This is a genomic window from Burkholderia dolosa, from assembly GCF_902499135.1.
Classification (GTDB): Bacteria; Pseudomonadota; Gammaproteobacteria; order Burkholderiales; family Burkholderiaceae; genus Burkholderia; species Burkholderia dolosa.
The window spans coordinates 1-16,616 of record NZ_CABVPR010000003.1; the positions used below are offsets into that span (position 1 = coordinate 1).

The 16,616-nt window shown below is 67.3% G+C and carries 17 protein-coding genes; 6 read left to right on the forward strand and 11 right to left on the reverse strand.

From position 1 onward, the window contains the following. Both BUB20358_RS02105 and BUB20358_RS02110 read left to right on the forward strand, forming a co-directional pair. On the forward strand, positions 1 to 1,189 hold a 1,189-nt coding region (locus tag BUB20358_RS02105), incomplete at its 5' end, for a CHAD domain-containing protein (protein WP_174905054.1). A 34-nt stretch (positions 1,190 to 1,223) separates the two neighbouring features. Beyond that, positions 1,224 to 2,060 (forward strand): TOBE domain-containing protein, encoded by an 837-nt coding sequence (locus BUB20358_RS02110; protein ID WP_006765475.1) that lies wholly within the window; start codon positions 1,224 to 1,226, stop codon positions 2,058 to 2,060. 172 nt (positions 2,061 to 2,232) lie between these two features. Here BUB20358_RS02110 and BUB20358_RS02115 read toward each other — a convergent pair whose 3' ends face one another. The 4 genes from BUB20358_RS02115 to BUB20358_RS02130 form a co-directional block, all read right to left on the reverse strand. Continuing rightward, positions 2,233 to 2,934: a sulfate/molybdate ABC transporter ATP-binding protein gene (locus BUB20358_RS02115; protein ID WP_006765476.1), complete on the reverse strand. Its 702-nt coding sequence runs from the start codon at positions 2,932 to 2,934 to the stop codon at positions 2,233 to 2,235. A 91-nt stretch (positions 2,935 to 3,025) separates the two neighbouring features. Continuing rightward, on the reverse strand, positions 3,026 to 3,703 hold the full coding sequence (modB, locus tag BUB20358_RS02120) for a molybdate ABC transporter permease subunit (RefSeq protein ID WP_006765477.1): 678 nt from the start codon (positions 3,701 to 3,703) through the stop codon (positions 3,026 to 3,028). 10 nt (positions 3,704 to 3,713) lie between these two features. Continuing rightward, the gene (gene modA, locus BUB20358_RS02125) at positions 3,714 to 4,511 is read right to left on the reverse strand and encodes a molybdate ABC transporter substrate-binding protein (protein WP_035973638.1); all 798 of its coding nucleotides are present in this window, start codon (positions 4,509 to 4,511) and stop codon (positions 3,714 to 3,716) included. Positions 4,512 to 4,645: 134 nt separating this feature from the next. Then, entirely contained in the window at positions 4,646 to 5,344 is a 699-nt protein-coding gene (locus BUB20358_RS02130) for a phosphatase PAP2 family protein (protein WP_006765478.1), read from the reverse strand. A gap of 249 nt (positions 5,345 to 5,593) precedes the next feature. On the opposite strand from BUB20358_RS02130, the gene BUB20358_RS02135 reads away from it, so the two are divergent. Continuing rightward, complete coding sequence (locus tag BUB20358_RS02135) at positions 5,594 to 6,703, forward strand: extracellular catalytic domain type 1 short-chain-length polyhydroxyalkanoate depolymerase (protein ID WP_006765479.1); 1,110 nt, start codon at positions 5,594 to 5,596, stop codon at positions 6,701 to 6,703. A 76-nt stretch (positions 6,704 to 6,779) separates the two neighbouring features. Then, complete coding sequence (locus tag BUB20358_RS02140) at positions 6,780 to 6,956, forward strand: DUF3563 family protein (RefSeq protein WP_006765480.1); 177 nt, start codon at positions 6,780 to 6,782, stop codon at positions 6,954 to 6,956. Between the two features lie 106 nt (positions 6,957 to 7,062). On the opposite strand, the gene BUB20358_RS02145 is transcribed toward BUB20358_RS02140, so the two are convergent. The 5 genes from BUB20358_RS02145 to BUB20358_RS02165 all read right to left on the reverse strand — a co-directional run bounded on the left by BUB20358_RS02145 (position 7,063) and on the right by BUB20358_RS02165 (position 10,499). Then, positions 7,063 to 7,482: an organic hydroperoxide resistance protein gene (locus BUB20358_RS02145; RefSeq protein ID WP_006765481.1), complete on the reverse strand. Its 420-nt coding sequence runs from the start codon at positions 7,480 to 7,482 to the stop codon at positions 7,063 to 7,065. A 152-nt stretch (positions 7,483 to 7,634) separates the two neighbouring features. After that, positions 7,635 to 8,087, reverse strand: a complete 453-nt coding sequence (locus BUB20358_RS02150; RefSeq protein ID WP_006765482.1) for a MarR family winged helix-turn-helix transcriptional regulator — start codon at positions 8,085 to 8,087, stop codon at positions 7,635 to 7,637. 109 nt (positions 8,088 to 8,196) lie between these two features. After that, positions 8,197 to 9,006, reverse strand: a complete 810-nt coding sequence (locus tag BUB20358_RS02155) for a BPSS1780 family membrane protein (RefSeq protein WP_006765483.1) — start codon at positions 9,004 to 9,006, stop codon at positions 8,197 to 8,199. After that, positions 8,997 to 9,995, reverse strand: coding sequence for a homoserine kinase (locus BUB20358_RS02160; RefSeq protein WP_006765484.1), 999 nt, complete (start codon positions 9,993 to 9,995; stop codon positions 8,997 to 8,999). The genes BUB20358_RS02155 and BUB20358_RS02160 overlap by 10 nt, the downstream gene beginning before the upstream one ends. A 108-nt stretch (positions 9,996 to 10,103) precedes the next feature. After that, complete coding sequence (locus tag BUB20358_RS02165) at positions 10,104 to 10,499, reverse strand: hypothetical protein (RefSeq protein ID WP_006765485.1); 396 nt, start codon at positions 10,497 to 10,499, stop codon at positions 10,104 to 10,106. A gap of 129 nt (positions 10,500 to 10,628) precedes the next feature. Between BUB20358_RS02165 and BUB20358_RS02170 the strand changes: the two genes are divergently transcribed. Continuing rightward, the gene (locus BUB20358_RS02170) at positions 10,629 to 12,155 is read left to right on the forward strand and encodes an AMP nucleosidase (RefSeq protein WP_035975113.1); all 1,527 of its coding nucleotides are present in this window, start codon (positions 10,629 to 10,631) and stop codon (positions 12,153 to 12,155) included. Positions 12,156 to 12,286: 131 nt separating this feature from the next. Here BUB20358_RS02170 and BUB20358_RS02175 read toward each other — a convergent pair whose 3' ends face one another. Both BUB20358_RS02175 and BUB20358_RS02180 read right to left on the reverse strand, forming a co-directional pair. Beyond that, entirely contained in the window at positions 12,287 to 12,556 is a 270-nt protein-coding gene (locus BUB20358_RS02175; RefSeq protein ID WP_035973640.1) for a hypothetical protein, read from the reverse strand. 402 nt (positions 12,557 to 12,958) lie between these two features. Next, the gene (locus BUB20358_RS02180) at positions 12,959 to 13,720 is read right to left on the reverse strand and encodes an LOG family protein (protein WP_006765489.1); all 762 of its coding nucleotides are present in this window, start codon (positions 13,718 to 13,720) and stop codon (positions 12,959 to 12,961) included. Position 13,721: 1 nt separating this feature from the next. On the opposite strand from BUB20358_RS02180, the gene polA reads away from it, so the two are divergent. Beyond that, positions 13,722 to 16,475 carry a DNA polymerase I gene (polA, locus tag BUB20358_RS02185; RefSeq protein WP_035973642.1) on the forward strand — a complete coding sequence of 918 codons (2,754 nt, stop codon included), beginning with the start codon at positions 13,722 to 13,724 and terminating at the stop codon, positions 16,473 to 16,475. Positions 16,476 to 16,616: the final 141 nt, after the last annotated feature.

Genomic DNA, 16,616 nt, shown 5'->3' on the forward strand with positions numbered 1-16,616 from the left:
GGCACCGCTGCGCGTCGTCAGCGAACGGCGACACGGGCGCTGGGCCGACGACAGCGGCGTGGTCGTCGAGATGACGCTCGACGACGTCGCGCTGCACACCGGCGACGAGCCGCCGCGCCGGTGTGTCGAGCTGCGTCTCGCGGCGCCCGACTGGGACGCGGCCGACGCCCGCGCGGCCGCATTGCGCGCGCTGTTCGCGGCCGCGCGCGAACTGAGCGGCGCGTGGCCCGCGTTCATCCAGCTGACGAGCATGATCGACCGCGCATGCGCGGGCGAGCCGGCGGTCGCCGCGCCGATCAAGGCGCAACCGGTCGATCTGTCCGGCCTGCGCACGCAGCGCGCGGCGCTGTTCGCGCTGTCGCGCGACATCGCCGCTCAATGGCTCGGCAACGAGGCCGGCGTGCTCGAGTGCGACGATCCCGAATACGTGCATCAGATGCGCGTCGCGCTGCGTCGGCTGCGCACGCTGATGCGATTTTTCCCGCGCTTTGCGGACCGGCGCTGGAAGGATACGTTCGGCGCCGATCTGCGCTGGCTCGCTGCGCTGCTCGGCACCGTGCGCGACTGGGATGTGTTCTCGACCGAAAGCCTGCCTGCGCTGATTGACGCCGACGGCGGCGGCACCGACTGGAACGGCACGCTCGATGCCGCTCGCGCGCAGGCGCGCGCCGCGCGCGTCGAGTTGCGGCAGGGGCTGCATTCGGCGCGCTATGCGCGGCTGACGCGCGGCTGGCTCGAATGGCTGAGCGCGCTCGCGCTGCCGCCCGCGGCCGACGACGGCGCGCCGTCGCTGCGCCGCCACGCGACGAAGCGCGTGCGGCGGCTGTTCGGTCATCTGTACGCGTCGCCGTCGCTCACGTCGCTCGATACGGCCGCGCGGCACCGCGTGCGGATCGACGCGAAGCGGCTGCGCTATGCGCTCGAATTCTTCGCGTCGCTTGCGTCGCGCCGCACGCGCAACGAGACCGTCAAGACGCTTGCGCGCGTGCAGAGCGTGCTCGGCGACGCGAACGACGCGATGGTCGCGCTGCAGCATCTCGAGCAGCTCGGCGCACCCGCATACCAGATCGGCTTCGTGCGCGGCTACGGCGCGGCGCTCGAGCAGCGCGCGGCGCGCGACGCGGAGGCGCTGCTCGCGAGCCTGCGTCCGCCGAAGCTCGACGGCAAGGCCGGCCGCGCGGCGCGCTGACTATAATGGCCGCCCGTTTCCTTCGAGCCGACTCATGAGCGACGCATCGTCTTCTTCCCGTTCCGCCGAACCGCTCGAACTCGGCGGCGAGCTGTGGCTGCGCGCGGGCGAACGGACCCTCGGCGGCGCGACGCGCATCGCGCTGCTCGCCGCGATCGCCGACACAGGGTCGATCACGCGCGCGGCGAAGGCGGTCGGGCTCAGCTACAAGGCTGCGTGGGACGCGATCGACACGATGAACAATCTCGCCGGCGAACCGCTCGTCGTGCGCGCGACCGGCGGCAAGGGCGGCGGCGGCACGACGTTGACGCCGCGTGCGACGTCGCTGATCGCCGCGTTCCGCACGATCGAGCGCGAGCATCGCCGTTTCATCGACGCGGCGAGCCGGGCGGTGTCGGGATTCGACGTCGACTGGGCGCTGATCGGCCGGATCGGGATGCGGACCAGCGCGCGCAACCAGCTGTTCGGCAAGGTCGCGTCGATCGTGCGCGGCACCGTGAACGACGAGGTCGCGCTGACGCTGCCAGGCGGACAGACGATCGTCGCAGTGCTCACGCATGAAAGTGCGGATGCGCTCGGGCTGCAGGTCGGCGCGCACGCGTGCGCGCTCCTGAAGGCGTCGTGGATCGTGCTCGCCGTCGACGACGGCGACGGCGCATTGAAGGTGTCCGCGCGCAATCAGTTGCGGGGAACGGTCCAATCGGTGTCGACGGGCGCAGTGAACAGCGAGGTCACGCTTGCGCTCGACGGCGGCGGCACGCTGACGGCCGTCGTCACGAACGACAGCGTCGACGCGCTGCCGCTTCGCGTCGGCACGTGCGCGGTGGCGCTGTTCAAGGCGTCGAGCGTGATTCTCGCAGTGACGGGCTGAGCTGGCCGCGCACGCGCATGCGCATGCGCACGCATCGACGATCGCGCATCGTGAGGAAGGCGGCCGCCGCATGTCGTCCGCGCGACGGCGCCGGCTTCGATCCCGTTTTCAGCATAGGCCGCGGATGCGGGCTTCTCTCAGGTTCCAGCGCGACTGCGGGGCCGTCGCGGCGTCAGGAGACGCGCGTCGGCCATTGCGTGTGCGGCGTCGCGGCCTGCACGCGTCCTTCGCTCAATTGCACGACCTGATCGCCGAAGGCGGCGACGTCGTCGGGATCGTGCGAGATCAGCACCATCGGAATGTCGAGCCGCGCCTGCAGTTCGGCGAGTTCGTGCCGCATGCGCGCACGCATCGCACCGTCGAGCGCGGCGAACGGCTCGTCGAGCAGCAGGATGCGCGGCTGCGCGACCAGCGCGCGCGCGAGCGCGACGCGTTGCTTCTGCCCGCCCGACAGCTGCGACGGATACTGTCCGGCCAGCGCGTCGAGTTCGAACGCGCGCAGCCAGTACGCGACTTCGGGCGGCACCGTCTTCGCGCGCGGATTGCGCAGGCCCGCCGTGAGCCCGAACGCGATGTTCTGCCGCACGTTCAGATGCGGGAACAGCGCGTAGTCCTGGAACAGATACGCGACGCGGCGCGCGCGGGTCGGCACGTCGATGCCGCGCGCCGCGTCGAACAGCGGTTCGCCGTTCAGCGCGATCGTACCGGCGTCGGGCGACAGCAGACCGGCGATCGCCTGCAGCGTCATGCTCTTGCCCGCGCCCGAAGGTCCGAACAGCACGACGCGCTGCGTCGTCGCCGTGAACGACACGTCGAGCGTGAAGCGGCGCTCCGCATTCGCATAGGTCTTGCGGATGTCGACGGCGAGCGTCATACGAGCCTCCGCTGTGCTGCCGTGCATGCGCGCGCCGCCGGTCGGCAAGCACGCACGATCGCCGTCGCGCGACGCGAACAGGGCGGCCGCTTCATGTCAACTGACTCCGTCGGGCTCGCGACGGCACGAGCCAGCCGGTTGCGAGCAGCACGAGCACGCAGGTGATCGACGTCACGAGCACGAGGAAGTTGGCGGTCGCGTCGTCGCCGGCCTGCACGGCCGCGTAGATCGCGACCGACAGCGTCTGCGTGCGTCCGGGCAAATTGCCCGCGATCATCAGCGTCGCGCCGAATTCGCCGAGCGCGCGCGCAAACGCGAGCAGCGCGCCGGCCAGAATCCCACGTGTCGCGAGCGGCAGCGTCACGCGGAAGAACACCGCCGCTTCGCCGAGCCCGAGCGTGCGCGCGGCGCGCTCGAGATGCGGATCGACGCCTTCGAACGCCGCGCGCGCCGATTTCAGGATCAGCGGGAACGCGACGACCATCGACGCGATCACCGCGCCCTGCCACGTGAACACCAGTTCGATGCCGAGCGTGTCGAGCCACGCGCCGAACACGCCGCGCCGGCCGAGCAGCACGAGCAGGTAATAGCCGAGCACCGTCGGCGGCAGCACGAGCGGCAGCGTCAGCAGCGAATCGACGACGTTGCGCATCGGCGAGCGCCAGCGCGCGAGCGCGAACGCAGCCGCGACGCCGAGCACGACGTCGAGCGCGGTCGCCCAGCCGGCGACCTTCAGCGACAGCAGCAGCGGTACCCAGGCGTCCTGCATCGCGACACGCTCACTTGGCCACGGATTTGAAGCCGAACGTCGACAGCACGGCCTGGCCCTGCGGCGACGCGACGAAGTCGATGAACGACTGCGCCTGCGCGGCGTGGCGGCTGTCCTTCACGACGGCGATCGGATACGTGATCGCGGTTTGCGTCGGCACCGTCAGCGCGACTTTCACGCGGCCGGGCATGATCGCGGCATCGGTGCCGAACACGAAGCCGGCATCGACTTCGCCGCGCGCGACGTAATCGAGGCTTTGACGTACGTTGGCCGCGAGCACGCCCTTCGCGCTGACGGCATCCCACACGCCGGCCGCGCGCAGCGCGCCTTCGGTGTAGCGGCCGACCGGCACCGACGCCGGGTCGCCATACGCGATGCGCTTCACCGCGGGTGCGGTCAGATCGTTCAACGACGCCGGCGCGGGCGAACGGCTGTCCGCCGGCACGATCAGCACCAGCGAGTTCGCGGCGAAATCGCGCCGCGTGCCCGGCACGATCACCTTTTCGCCGACTGCGCGATCCATCGCCTTCTGGTCGGCCGACGCGAATACGTCGGCCGGCGCGCCCTTCGCGATCTGCTGCATCAGTACGTCGGACGCGCCGAAGTTGAACAGCACCTTGGTGCCCGGATGCTGCTTCTCGTACGCGTCGCCAACCGCCTTGAACGCGTTCGTCAGGCTCGCGGCCGCCGACACCACGAGCTCGTCGGCAGCGCGCGCGGGGGCGCTGAGCGCGATCGCGCCGGTCAGCGCGGCAAGCGGAAGCAGACGGAGCAGCAGGTGGCGAAGCGGGCGGGCGGTCGGGCGCATGATCGATTCGTTCGAATGGATGGAAACCGTAATCGTAATATAGGGCGGGTTATAACGCTCGGCATACCGCTCATGTCGCGGCGGGCATAAGTGGCTCAGCAAGCAGAGAGGCAGGGAAGGCGACCGGCGCGCCGTCACGCATGCAGCGTGTGCGGCGTCGAGTCGGTACGCTGCAGCGACGACGGTTGCGATGCCGGCCGGTAGTTCGGATTGGCCTTCCATCGCGCGCGGACGAACGGCCGCTCGTGCCCGGACAGATGCAGCGCGACCTTCGTGACCCAGCGATGCGACGGCACTGTGATGCCGTGCAGCGCGACGGTCACGAGCGCGAGGCTCGCGACGACCGCCGGCGCCGACCAGCGATGTGGTACCGCGCGCCACGAGCCGGCGATGAACGCGAGCGCGGCAAGCGCGCCGACGATGCAGCCGGTGATCGATTCGGACGGCGAATGCGCGTCGAGCGCGACGCGCGACACGCCGACCGCGACGCCGGCCGCAAGCCCGAGTGCGATGCCGGCCACGCGGATCGGCGTGCGCGTGCGGATCAGCATCAGGAATATCGCGACCGGATAGACCGACGTTGACAGCATCGCGTGGCCGCTGAAGCCGGTGAAGTCCCACGCGCGGATGCCGATGCCCCAGCCGAGAAACGCGATCTTCGTCAGCGCGACCACGCCGATCGCCGCCGCCAGCACGCCGAGCCAGGCGGCCGCGCGTTGCCACGAGTAGCCGAGCGCGAGCCACACCGCGATCGTCACGGCGAGCGGCAAAGTGAGCCCGGCGCCACCGAATGCGGTGATCGTGATCCACAGGTGAGGCGGGAGGTCGAACATCGGGAAGGCAACGGGCAGAGGGCGGACGGATGCTTAAATCAACGCGCGAGCCGGAAAAACGACTACAACGGAGACAAGCGGCGAACGCCGAGTATAGCGCCGCGTAAGCGGGGACCCGTATTTTGCGATACCGGAGCCGTCCGGCGCGCGCAGGAAAAATCCCGGAAACAGTGCTATGGTGCATTGCACAAAGACAAATCGCGCACCCCACAGGGTGTCCCCAATTTTTCCTGATTGCGAGCCGGATCGATGACCAAAAGTCTGACGAAAGTGTGGCTGGGCGGGATGAAGCGCATGCTGACTCCGGCCGCCAAGCGCGCGACGCGCGATGCGCAGCGTGTCGAGCGCGACGTGCTCGACGCGGCAGCGGCTCCCGCGGCCCATGATGCATCGCCGCCGCGCGAGTCGCGCGTGCGTCCGCGCGCGGCCGCATGGGCGGCCGGCGACTGGACGCGCGGCGAGCATCCGATGGCGCCCGCGCTCGGCCGCCTCGTGCAGCAGCTCGCCTACGCGCTGTACGTGCCGCCCGGCCGTCGGCGCGGTTCGATGCCGCTCGTCGTGATGCTGCACGGCTGCCGGCAGACCGCCGACGAGTTCGCACAGGGCACGCGAATGAACCTGTTGGCTGACCAGCATGGCTTCGCGGTGCTGTATCCCGAACAGTCGTTGCGCGCGCACGCGCACGGCTGCTGGCACTGGTACGACGACACCGATCGGGCGGGGCGCGGCGAGGCCGATGCGGTTGCGTCGCTCGTCGATACGCTCGTCGACGAGCACGGATTCGATGCGTCGCGCGTGTACGTCGCCGGCCTGTCGGCCGGCGCGGGCCTCGCGGGGCTGCTCGCGCTTCACCATCCCGATCGTTTCGCGGCCGTCGCGCTGCATTCCGGTCCGGCGCTCGGCGAAGCGAATTCCGGCATCACGGCGATGGACGTCATGCGGCGCGGTCTGCGCCAGAACCCGGTCGCAGCCGTCGAGGCGGCGCTCGATTCCGGCTCGTATCCGGGCATGCCGGCGCTGATCGTGCAGGGCGACGGCGACCGCGTCGTCGCACCGAAGAACGCCGATCAGCTGGCCGTTCAGTTCCTGCGTCTGAACGGTCTGGCCGACAGTCGCGGCGCACTGCGCGGCGCCGAGCGCGTGGAGACGCGCGACGCGGGTGCGCGCATCGTCGACATACGCCGCGACGGCGAATCGATCGTGCGGGTCTGTCATGTCCGAGGGCTCGACCACGCATGGGCCGGCGGCGACGACGCAGTGCCGTTTCACGCGGCGGTCGGCCCCGATGCGAGCGCGATGATCTGGTCCTTTTTCGAGCAAAATCGACGCACTGTAGCGACGGAACGACGCACCGGTTGATCGACGCTGGCCAAGAACTAGGGTTTTCCCTATAATCCGGGAAAACCCTAGTCAACGAATCCCTGCGAGATCGACCATGTACCTGCTGAGCCATCTGTTCCTGATGCTGACCAAGAGCGCTGAAAAGGCTGCGAAAGAGCGCGCCGACGCGTACCTGTCCGAAGCAACCGACATCTACGACCTCGAATTCCGCATGCGGAAGATCGACCGCGAAGCTGCGATGAACCGTCCGTTCTCGTTCGGCGCGCGTTAAGCGAGCCGCGCGGGCAGCACCGCCCGCCGACTCGGCGAATCAAAAAAGGGCGTGTGCGGCTGGTTGCCGCACGCGCCCTTCTTGCATGCGTCGTCGGCGTTGCGCGTCAGACGAGCGTCAGCCGTACCGGTACGTTGTTGCGCGTGGCGTTCGAATACGGACACACGTGATGGGCTTTTTCCATCAACGCCTGCGCGTCGGCCTTGTCCAGACCCGGCAACGACACGCGCAGCTCGATGTCGAGCGCGAAGCCGCCGGCATCGTTCGGGCCGATCCCGACTTCCGCGGTGACTTGCGTGTCCGCCGGTAGCGTCTGCTTGTTCTGGCCCGCAACGAACTTCATCGCGCTCAGAAAGCAGGCCGAGTAACCTGCGGCAAACAGCTGTTCAGGATTCGTGCCTTCGGCGCCCGTGCCGCCGAGTTCGCGCGGCGCGGCCAGCTTCACTTCGAGCTTGTGGTCTGCCGATACCGCGCGGCCGTCACGGCCGCCGGTGCTGGTGGCGCTGGTCTTGTACAGAACGTTCATCGTGCAGCTCCTGTCGGAAAAGGGAGGGCGGTCCGGGCGACGAAGATCGCCGGCCACGGATGGAATATAGAGTACAAATCATTAGCGTGCAAATTAAATTTCAATGAAAAAGCCCGGCGTGCCGGGCTCGGACAAGTCGTCGCGTCGTTTCGTCAGTCTTCGGTTGCCGACGACAAAGCATCGCGCAACTGCTGGAGGTCCGCACGGAGTCTGATCAGAAACTCCGGCGTTTGCCGCATCGCGCAAAAGAGGTCGGCGGGTACCGAGCGCGCGTCGTCCTTCAGCGCACGGCCTGCGGCAGTCACGCGCACGTTCACGACGCGTTCGTCCGTCGTGCTGCGCACGCGTTCGACGTAGCCGAGCGCTTCCAGCCGCTTGAGCAGCGGCGTGACGGTTGCCGGATCGAGATCCAGGCGCGCGGCGATGTCCTTCACCGCGATGTCGTCGCGTTCCCACAGCACCAGCATCGCGAGATATTGCGGGTAGGTCAGCGACAGCTTGTCGAGCAGCGGCTTGTACGCTTTCGTCATCGCATGCGACGTCGAATAGAGCGCGAAGCACAGCTGTTCGTCGAGCGTTTGAGGCAGCGGGGGCAGGCGATCCATGATCCGATTGGCGCGATGAACGCGCTAACGATTTGCACGCAAATTATTTTGCGCGCAAATCGTCACGTTGAACAGCGCGGCCGGCCATGTGCGCCGGCCGACGGCGGCGTCAGCGGCCGGACGCAGTCGGCGTTGCGCTCGGCTCCTGCACGCCGAAGCAGCCGCGATAGGTTGCATAGAACGAGCAGTACATCATCGCGACGATGACGATCGTGACCGGCATCAGGATCGTCAGCGCGTATGCGCCGGCGCCGAGCGCCTGCAGCAGCAGCGACAGGCCGAGCGACGTCCCCAGCGCGACGGCGAACCACAGCGCGCCGTATACGACGAACGCGCCGCGATTGCGCCAGCAGCTGACGACGCTGAAAAACAGTGCCTTCGCGGGCGGCACGTCATGCCATGCGGTGAGCACCGGCGCGAACCAGAACAGCATCGCGACCGGCACGTACAGCAGCGTCGCGACGAACAATGCGCCGATGGTGCCTTGCGCGACGAGCGCTTCCGGCGTCGTGTTCGTGTCGCCCGTTACGCCGAGCATCATGTGGAACAGCCCGCCGCCGTCCACGAGCGCCGATGCGGCGAACACCAGCATCATCGATACGACGTACACCGCGCCGAGCACCAGCAGGCGCTGAGTCGTGACCGACCCGTACGAGCGGAACCCGTCGACGAGGATCGTCGGCAGCACCGTCTTGCCGGCGATCGTGTCGCGGCATGCGGCCATGAACCCGACCGCGACGCCCGGAATGAACAGCAGCGGCAGCGCCGCACCGACCACGGGCACCATCGACACCAGCGTGATCGCGAGCAGGTACGTGAAGAACAGCGTGATGAACGCGAGCGGATTCCGGCGGAACAGCCAGATGCCTTGACGGAACCAGACGTAACCGGTTTTCGCGGGGACTTCGATCAGTTGCATGCGGTTTGGATCTCGGGAAGCACGGGCGTATGCGCGATACGCTCACGCAGGATGCGTTCGAAATGACCGGGGTCGTGCGGCTTCAGCATCTCGGCCGCGCGCGGCAGATAGAAGTCGTACAGGCGCGACACCCAGAAGCGGTACGCGCCCGCGCGCAGCATGTCGCTCCAGTGGCGGCGCTCCTCGGCCGTGAACGGCCGCACCGTCTGATATGCGCGCAGCAGCGCGTCGGCGCGCGCGACGTCGAGCGCGCCGGTCGCGAGATCGACGCACCAGTCGTTGACGGTCACGGCGACGTCGAACAGCCACTTGTCGCAGCCGGCGAAATAGAAATCGAAGAAGCCGCCGAGCCGCACGTCGTGCCCGGTGCCGGGCGCGGCATGCGCGAACAGCACGTTGTCGCGGAACAGATCGCAATGACACGGCCCGGCCGGCAGCGCCGCGTAGTCGTCCGACGCGAAGAAGTTCGCCTGGTGCGCGAGTTCGCGCTCGAGCAGCGCGCGTTGTGCGTCGGACACGAACGGGACGATCGCGGGCACGTTCTCTTGCCACCACGGCAAGCTGCGCAGGTTCGGCTGGTTGCGCGGGAAGTCGCGCCCGGCGAGATGCATTCGCGCGAGCATCTGGCCGACTTCGATGCAGTGTTCGACCCCCGGCGCGAGTTCGGCCGCGCCGTCGAGCTTCGTGACGATCGCGGCCGGCTTGCCGTGCAGCTCGCCGAACAGCGCGCCGTCGTCGCGCGGGACCGGATCCGGCACCGGCACGCGATGGCCGGCCAGATGGCGCATCAGATCCAGATAGAACGGCAGCTGCTCGGCCGTCAGCTTTTCGAAAATCGTGAGGACGTACTCGCCGCGCGTCGTCGTCAGGAAGAAATTGCTGTTTTCGATACCGGACGGAATGCCGCGGAACGCGAGCACGTCGCCCAGTTCGTAGTGGCGCATCCATTGCGCGAGATCGGAGTCGGAAACAGCGGTGAAAACGGCCATGCGAGATGCGTCTGGTCAGGGTGTCGGCACGCGAACGGCGTGCATCGCGACAGCAGGTATGGAGGAGGCGGTGCGCCGCGATCGCGATCGACGCGGCGCGGCACGGAATCAGTAGCGCAGGTTCACCGACGGCAGCCGCGTGATCGGGATGCCCGCATCGTGCGGTTTCGGCGACGTGTCGGGCGTCGAGCTCATCTGGTAGCGCGTGCCGAAATTCGACTTCACGTCGATCTCGACCGGCTTGCCGCGGTCGCGATACTCGGTGACCTCGGTGCCGTTCTTGCTCTTCTCGTGGAAGCTCGGCGTGCGCCGAATGTCGCTGAAGTCGACCTTCGACGTGATCTCGGCAGCGGGGCGGTTGATCTGGCGGAGATCGGGCAGACCCGCGGCTTCGTTGGCCTCGGCCTGGGCCTGTGCGTCGGCGCTCGGCGTGCCGCCGGCGGCGTGAGCGATGCTGGCGGCGGCAAACGCGGCGGCAGCGGCGACGAGAATGAGCGGCTTCATGATGAGTCTCCAGTGAACCCGGCGATTTTAGCAAATACTGCGCATCGTCCGGCCCCTGCTTGCGCGGCGCGGCCATGAGGGGCGACCGGGTTCCGTGGTAATGTCGTCCGATCAGACGAGGTGATGAAAATGAAGAACGACATGAGCCGCCGGCACCGCGTGCTGTCGCCCGAAAATCCGCCGGTCGAAGCTTTCGACGATCCGATCGCCGCCGTCGCGCGGCTGTCGGCCATTTACGATACCAACACCGGTTTCCTGCGCGACGCATTCGCGCGCTATCGCCGCCACGAACCGATCACCGAGCACGTGCGCGCCTGCTATCCGTTCGTGCGGATCCGCACCGACGTCAACACGCACGTCGACTCGCGCCGCTCGTACGGCTTCGTCGCGGGTCCCGGCGTATTCGAGACGACCGTCACGCGCCCCGATCTGTTCGCGAACTACTATCGCGAGCAACTGCGGCTGCTGGCGAAGAACCATCACGTGAAGATCGAGATCGGCGTATCGCCGCAGCCGATTCCGATTCACTTCGCGTTTCCGGAAGGCATCCATCTCGAAGGCGAGCTCGATCGCGACCGTCTGCTCGCGATGCGCGACATCTTCGATACGCCCGACCTGTCGTATCTCGACGACCGCATCGTCAACGGCACGTTCGAGCCGGCGCCGGGCGAGCCGCATCCGCTCGCGCTGTTCACCGCCGCGCGCGTCGACTTTTCGCTGCATCGGCTGCGTCACTACACGGCGACGTCGCCCACGCATTTCCAGAACTACGTGCTCTACACGAACTATCAGTTCTACATCGACGAGTTCGTGAAGCTCGGCCGCACGATGATGACCGAAAGCGGCGATCCGGACGTGCGTGCGTACCGCAGTCAGTACAGCGCGTTCGTCGAGCCGGGCGACGTCGTCACGTACAACGCGAACCTCGGCAGCGAGCCGGCCGAGGGCGCCGCGCCGCCGCGTCTGCCGCAGATGCCTGCGTATCACCTGAAGCGCGCGGACGGCAGCGGGATCACGATGGTCAACATCGGCGTCGGCCCGTCGAACGCGAAGACGATCACCGATCACATTGCGGTGCTGCGTCCGCACGCGTGGGTGATGCTCGGACACTGCGCGGGGCTGCGCAACACGCAGCGCCTCGGCGACTACGTGCTGGCGCACGGCTACGTGCGCGAGGATCACGTGCTCGACGCCGATCTGCCGCTGTGGGTGCCGATTCCGGCGCTCGCCGAAGTGCAGCTCGCGCTCGAGCGCGCGGTGGCCGACGTCACGCAGCTCGAAGGCGCGGAGCTGAAGCGCGTGATGCGCACGGGCACGGTCGCGAGCGTCGACAACCGCAACTGGGAGCTGCGCGATCATCGCGAGCCGGTGCAGCGGCTGTCGCAGAGCCGCGCGATCGCGCTCGACATGGAAAGCGCGACGATCGCCGCGAACGGCTTCCGTTTCCGCGTGCCGTACGGCACGCTGCTGTGCGTGTCGGACAAGCCGCTGCACGGCGAGTTGAAGCTGCCGGGAATGGCCGACCAGTTCTATCGTGCACAGGTCGATCAGCATCTGCAGATCGGCGTGCGCGCGATGGAGATCCTGCGCACGAACGGGCTCGACAAGCTGCATAGCCGCAAGCTGCGGAGCTTTGCCGAAGTGGCGTTTCAGTAAGCGGAGCAGGCGGCGGCGCGTCGCACCGCTGCGCCCGCAACGAGCAAGGCCGCACGCGAACCATCGTTCGCGTGCGGCCTTTCGTTTGCCGATTCACGTCCGGGCCGAACGACAGCCCGTCGATCGCGTGCTCAGCACTCGCCCTTCTTCGCGTGCCCGGGCGGGCAGTGATAGCCGCCGCGGCCGCGATGACGTTGATGTTCTTCCCATTCGCGGCGCTCCCAGTAGCGATGACCGTCCCAGTAGCGGTCGCCGTGCCAGCCGACGACGACGACAGGTGCCGGCGCAACGACCACCGGCGCGGGCGTGCCGATATTGACGTCGACGTTGACGGCGTGGGCGAGACCGGACAGCGAAAGACCGAGGCCGGCGAAGGCGAGGGCGATCAGCGAGCGTTGCATGTTCTTTTCCGTGATGTCGTGGTGAATGGGCCGGCGCGACGCGATGGACCGATCGGGGACCGCTCCATCGGGGGATCTCCGCACCGACGGTACGCAGTGTGCCCGCGCGCGGCGAAAAACGCGATCCGCGTTTATTACGACGGATTGGATGCTGCGATGCGATCGTGCGAGTCGCAGTGCAACGCGATTTGACAATGATGAACGGCGGATGCGGACGGATGCCGCGCATTGCGCGGGCGCCGCAGCACGGATTTGACATTCGGCGACGCGGGGTCGCGAACTGCAATTAACGAGAGGTTACAAACTGACGCGCGGCAGCCGCCGAGATCGCTATGCCTGTCGCGCCTGAAGCGCGAAGCCCGAAGCGATGTGCCGGCCGTTCGGCCGGCAGCCTGCGATCGATTACAGATAGAACATGCGATCTTCTTCGGGGCGCGGCGGATGGCCGTCGCCGTCGTCCGGGCCTTCTTCTTCGCCGCTGTCCTCGTAGAACGCGAGCACCGCGTCGAGCACCTGATCCGGATCGTCGATCACCTGCATCAGGTTCATGTCTTCCGGATTGATCAGGCCCATCGGGATCAGCTGATCGCGGAACCATTGCAGCAGTCCCTGCCAGAACTCGCTGCCGACGAGGATGATCGGCACGAGGCGCGACTTCTTCGTCTGGATCAGCGTGAGCACTTCGGACAGCTCGTCGAGCGTGCCGAAGCCGCCCGGCATCACGATCACCGCATCGGAATTCTTCACGAACGTGACCTTGCGCGTGAAGAAATGACGGAAGCGCAGCGAGATGTCCTGATAGTGGTTACCGGCCTGCTCGTGCGGCAGCTCGATGTTCAGGCCGACCGACGGCGCCTTGCCGGCGTGCGCGCCCTTGTTCGCCGCTTCCATGATGCCGGGACCGCCGCCGGAGATCACCGCGAAGCCGGCGTCGGACAGCTTGCGCGCAATTTGTACCGCGAGTTTGTAGTGCGGCGTGTCCGGTTTGAGGCGCGCGGAGCCGTAGATGCTGACGGCCGGGCGGATCTCCGACAGGTACTCGGTCGCCTCGATAAACTCTGCCATAATCGTGAACATCTGCCACGATGCGCGCGCCTTCTTGGCCGTCGCGCGTTCTTGATCTGCGAGCGAACGCAGACTCGGAATCACTTTTCTCTTGTTCATAATGCCTGAAGAACGAAATCTGGAAGGTAAGACCCTGCTATTGGTTGACGGTTCGAGCTATCTGTATCGGGCTTACCATGCGATGCCTGATTTGCGGGGCCCTGGCGGGGAGCCGACTGGAGCGCTCTACGGAATCATCAACATGCTGCGCCGCATGCGCAAGGAAGTCAGTGCAGAGTATAGCGCTTGCGTGTTCGATGCGAAGGGCAAGACGTTTCGCGACGAGCTTTATGCGGACTATAAGGCAAACCGTCCGTCGATGCCGCCGGATCTCGCATTGCAGGTCGAGCCGATCCACGGCGCGGTGCGCGCGCTCGGCTGGCCGCTGCTGATGGTCGACGGCGTCGAGGCCGACGACGTGATCGGCACGCTCGCGCGCGAAGCGGAACGGCGCGGGATGAACGTGATCGTGTCGACGGGCGACAAGGACCTCGCGCAGCTCGTCACCGAGCACGTCACGCTCGTCAACACGATGACCAACGAAACGCTCGACCGCGACGGCGTGATCGCGAAATTCGGCGTGCCGCCGGAACGGATCATCGATTATCTGGCGCTGATCGGCGACACGGTCGACAACGTGCCGGGCGTCGAGAAGTGCGGGCCGAAGACGGCCGTGAAGTGGCTGTCGCAGTACGGCACGCTCGACGGCGTGATCGAGCATGCGGCGGAGATCAAGGGCGTGGTCGGCGACAACCTGCGTCGCGCGCTCGACTTCCTGCCGCTCGGCCGCAAGCTCGTCACGGTCGATACCGCATGCGATCTCGCGCCGCATCTCGAATCGATCGACGCGTCGCTGAAGACCGACGGCGAAGCGCGCGACCTGCTGCGCGACATCTTCGCGCGCTACGGCTTCAAGACCTGGCTGCGCGAAATCGACAGCGCGCCCGCCGAAGGCAGCGACACCGATGCGCCGGACGGCGAGCCCGCGCCGGTGATCGCATCCGGTGTCGCGCGCGAATACGACACGATCCAGACATGGGCGCAGTTCGACGCGTGGCTCGCGAAGCTCGACGCGGCGGAACTCACCGCATTCGACACCGAGACGACCGCGCTCGATCCGATGGTTGCGCGGCTCGTCGGCCTGTCGTTCTCGGTCGAGCCCGGCAAGGCCGCGTATCTGCCGGTCGCGCACCGCGGGCCCGACATGCCCGAGCAGCTGCCGCTCGACGAAGTGCTCGCGCGCCTGAAGCCGTGGCTCGAGTCGGCCGATCGCAGGAAGGTCGGCCAACATCTGAAGTACGACGCGCAGGTGCTCGCGAACTACGGGATCGAGCTGAACGGCATCGAGCACGACACGCTGCTCGAATCGTACGTGCTCGAATCGCACCGCACGCACGACATGGACAGCCTCGCGCTTCGTCATCTGGGCATCAAGACGATCAAGTACGAAGACGTCGCGGGCAAGGGCGCGAAGCAGATCGGCTTCGACGAAGTGGCGCTCGCGCAGGCCGCCGAATACGCGGCGGAAGACGCGGACATCACGTTGCAGCTGCATCGCGCGCTGTATCCGCAGATCGCGCGCGAGCCGGGCCTCGAACGCGTGTATCGCGAGATCGAGATGCCGGTGTCGCACGTGCTGCGCAAGATGGAGCGCACCGGCGTGCTGATCGACGATGCGCTGCTGCACGCGCAGAGCACCGAAATCGCGACGCGGCTGATCGAACTCGAAGCGCAGGCGTACGAACTGGCGGGCGGCGAATTCAATCTCGGCTCGCCGAAGCAGATCGGCCAGATCTTCTTCGAGAAGCTGCAGCTGCCGGTCGTGAAGAAGACGCCGAGCGGCGCACCGTCGACCGACGAGGAAGTGCTGCAAAAGCTGGCGGAGGATTACCCGCTGCCGAAGCTGCTGCTCGAGCATCGCGGGTTGTCGAAGCTGAAGTCGACCTACACCGACAAGCTGCCGCGCATGGTGAATCCGGCGACGGGCCGCGTGCATACGAACTACGCGCAGGCCGTCGCGGTCACGGGCCGCCTCGCATCGAACGATCCGAATCTTCAGAACATTCCGGTGCGAACCGCGGAAGGCCGGCGGATCCGCGAGGCGTTCATTGCGGCGCCCGGCCACCGGATCGTGTCGGCCGACTATTCGCAGATCGAGCTGCGGATCATGGCGCACATCTCGGGCGACGCGTCGCTGCTGCGCGCGTTCTCGCAGGGCGAGGACATCCACCGCGCAACGGCGGCGGAGGTGTTCGGCGTGACGCCGCTGGAGGTGAACGCCGACCAGCGCCGGATCGCGAAGGTCATCAACTTCGGGCTGATCTACGGGATGAGCGCGTTCGGGCTGGCATCGAACCTCGGGATCACGCGCGACGCGGCGAAGCTTTATATCGACCGCTATTTCACCCGTTATCCGGGCGTCGCGCAGTACATGGAAAACACGCGCGCGTCCGCGAAGGAGAAGGGCTACGTCGAAACGGTGTTCGGCCGGCGCCTGTGGCTGCCGGAGATCAACGGCGGCAACGGTCCGCGTCGGCAGGCGGCCGAGCGCGCGGCGATCAATGCGCCGATGCAGGGCACCGCGGCCGACCTGATCAAGCTGTCGATGATCGCGGTCGACCAGTGGCTCACGCGCGACAAGCTCGCGTCGCGGATGATCATGCAGGTGCACGACGAACTGGTGCTCGAGGTGCCGGACGACGAACTGCCGCTCGTGCGCGAGAAGCTGCCCGAAATGATGTGCGGCGTCGCGAAGCTGAAGGTGCCGCTGGTCGCCGAAGTCGGTGCCGGCGCGAACTGGGAAGAGGCGCACTGACGCGCGCGGTGCGGCTCCCGCGCGCTGCGGCATAGTGTTGCAGGGATGCCGAATATCGAGATGGTTGGCTTGTGGTCAATGCGCAAGCTCCCGGACAATGCATGTCGGTCATGTCATTGACGCGGGGCGGCGCGCCCCGCG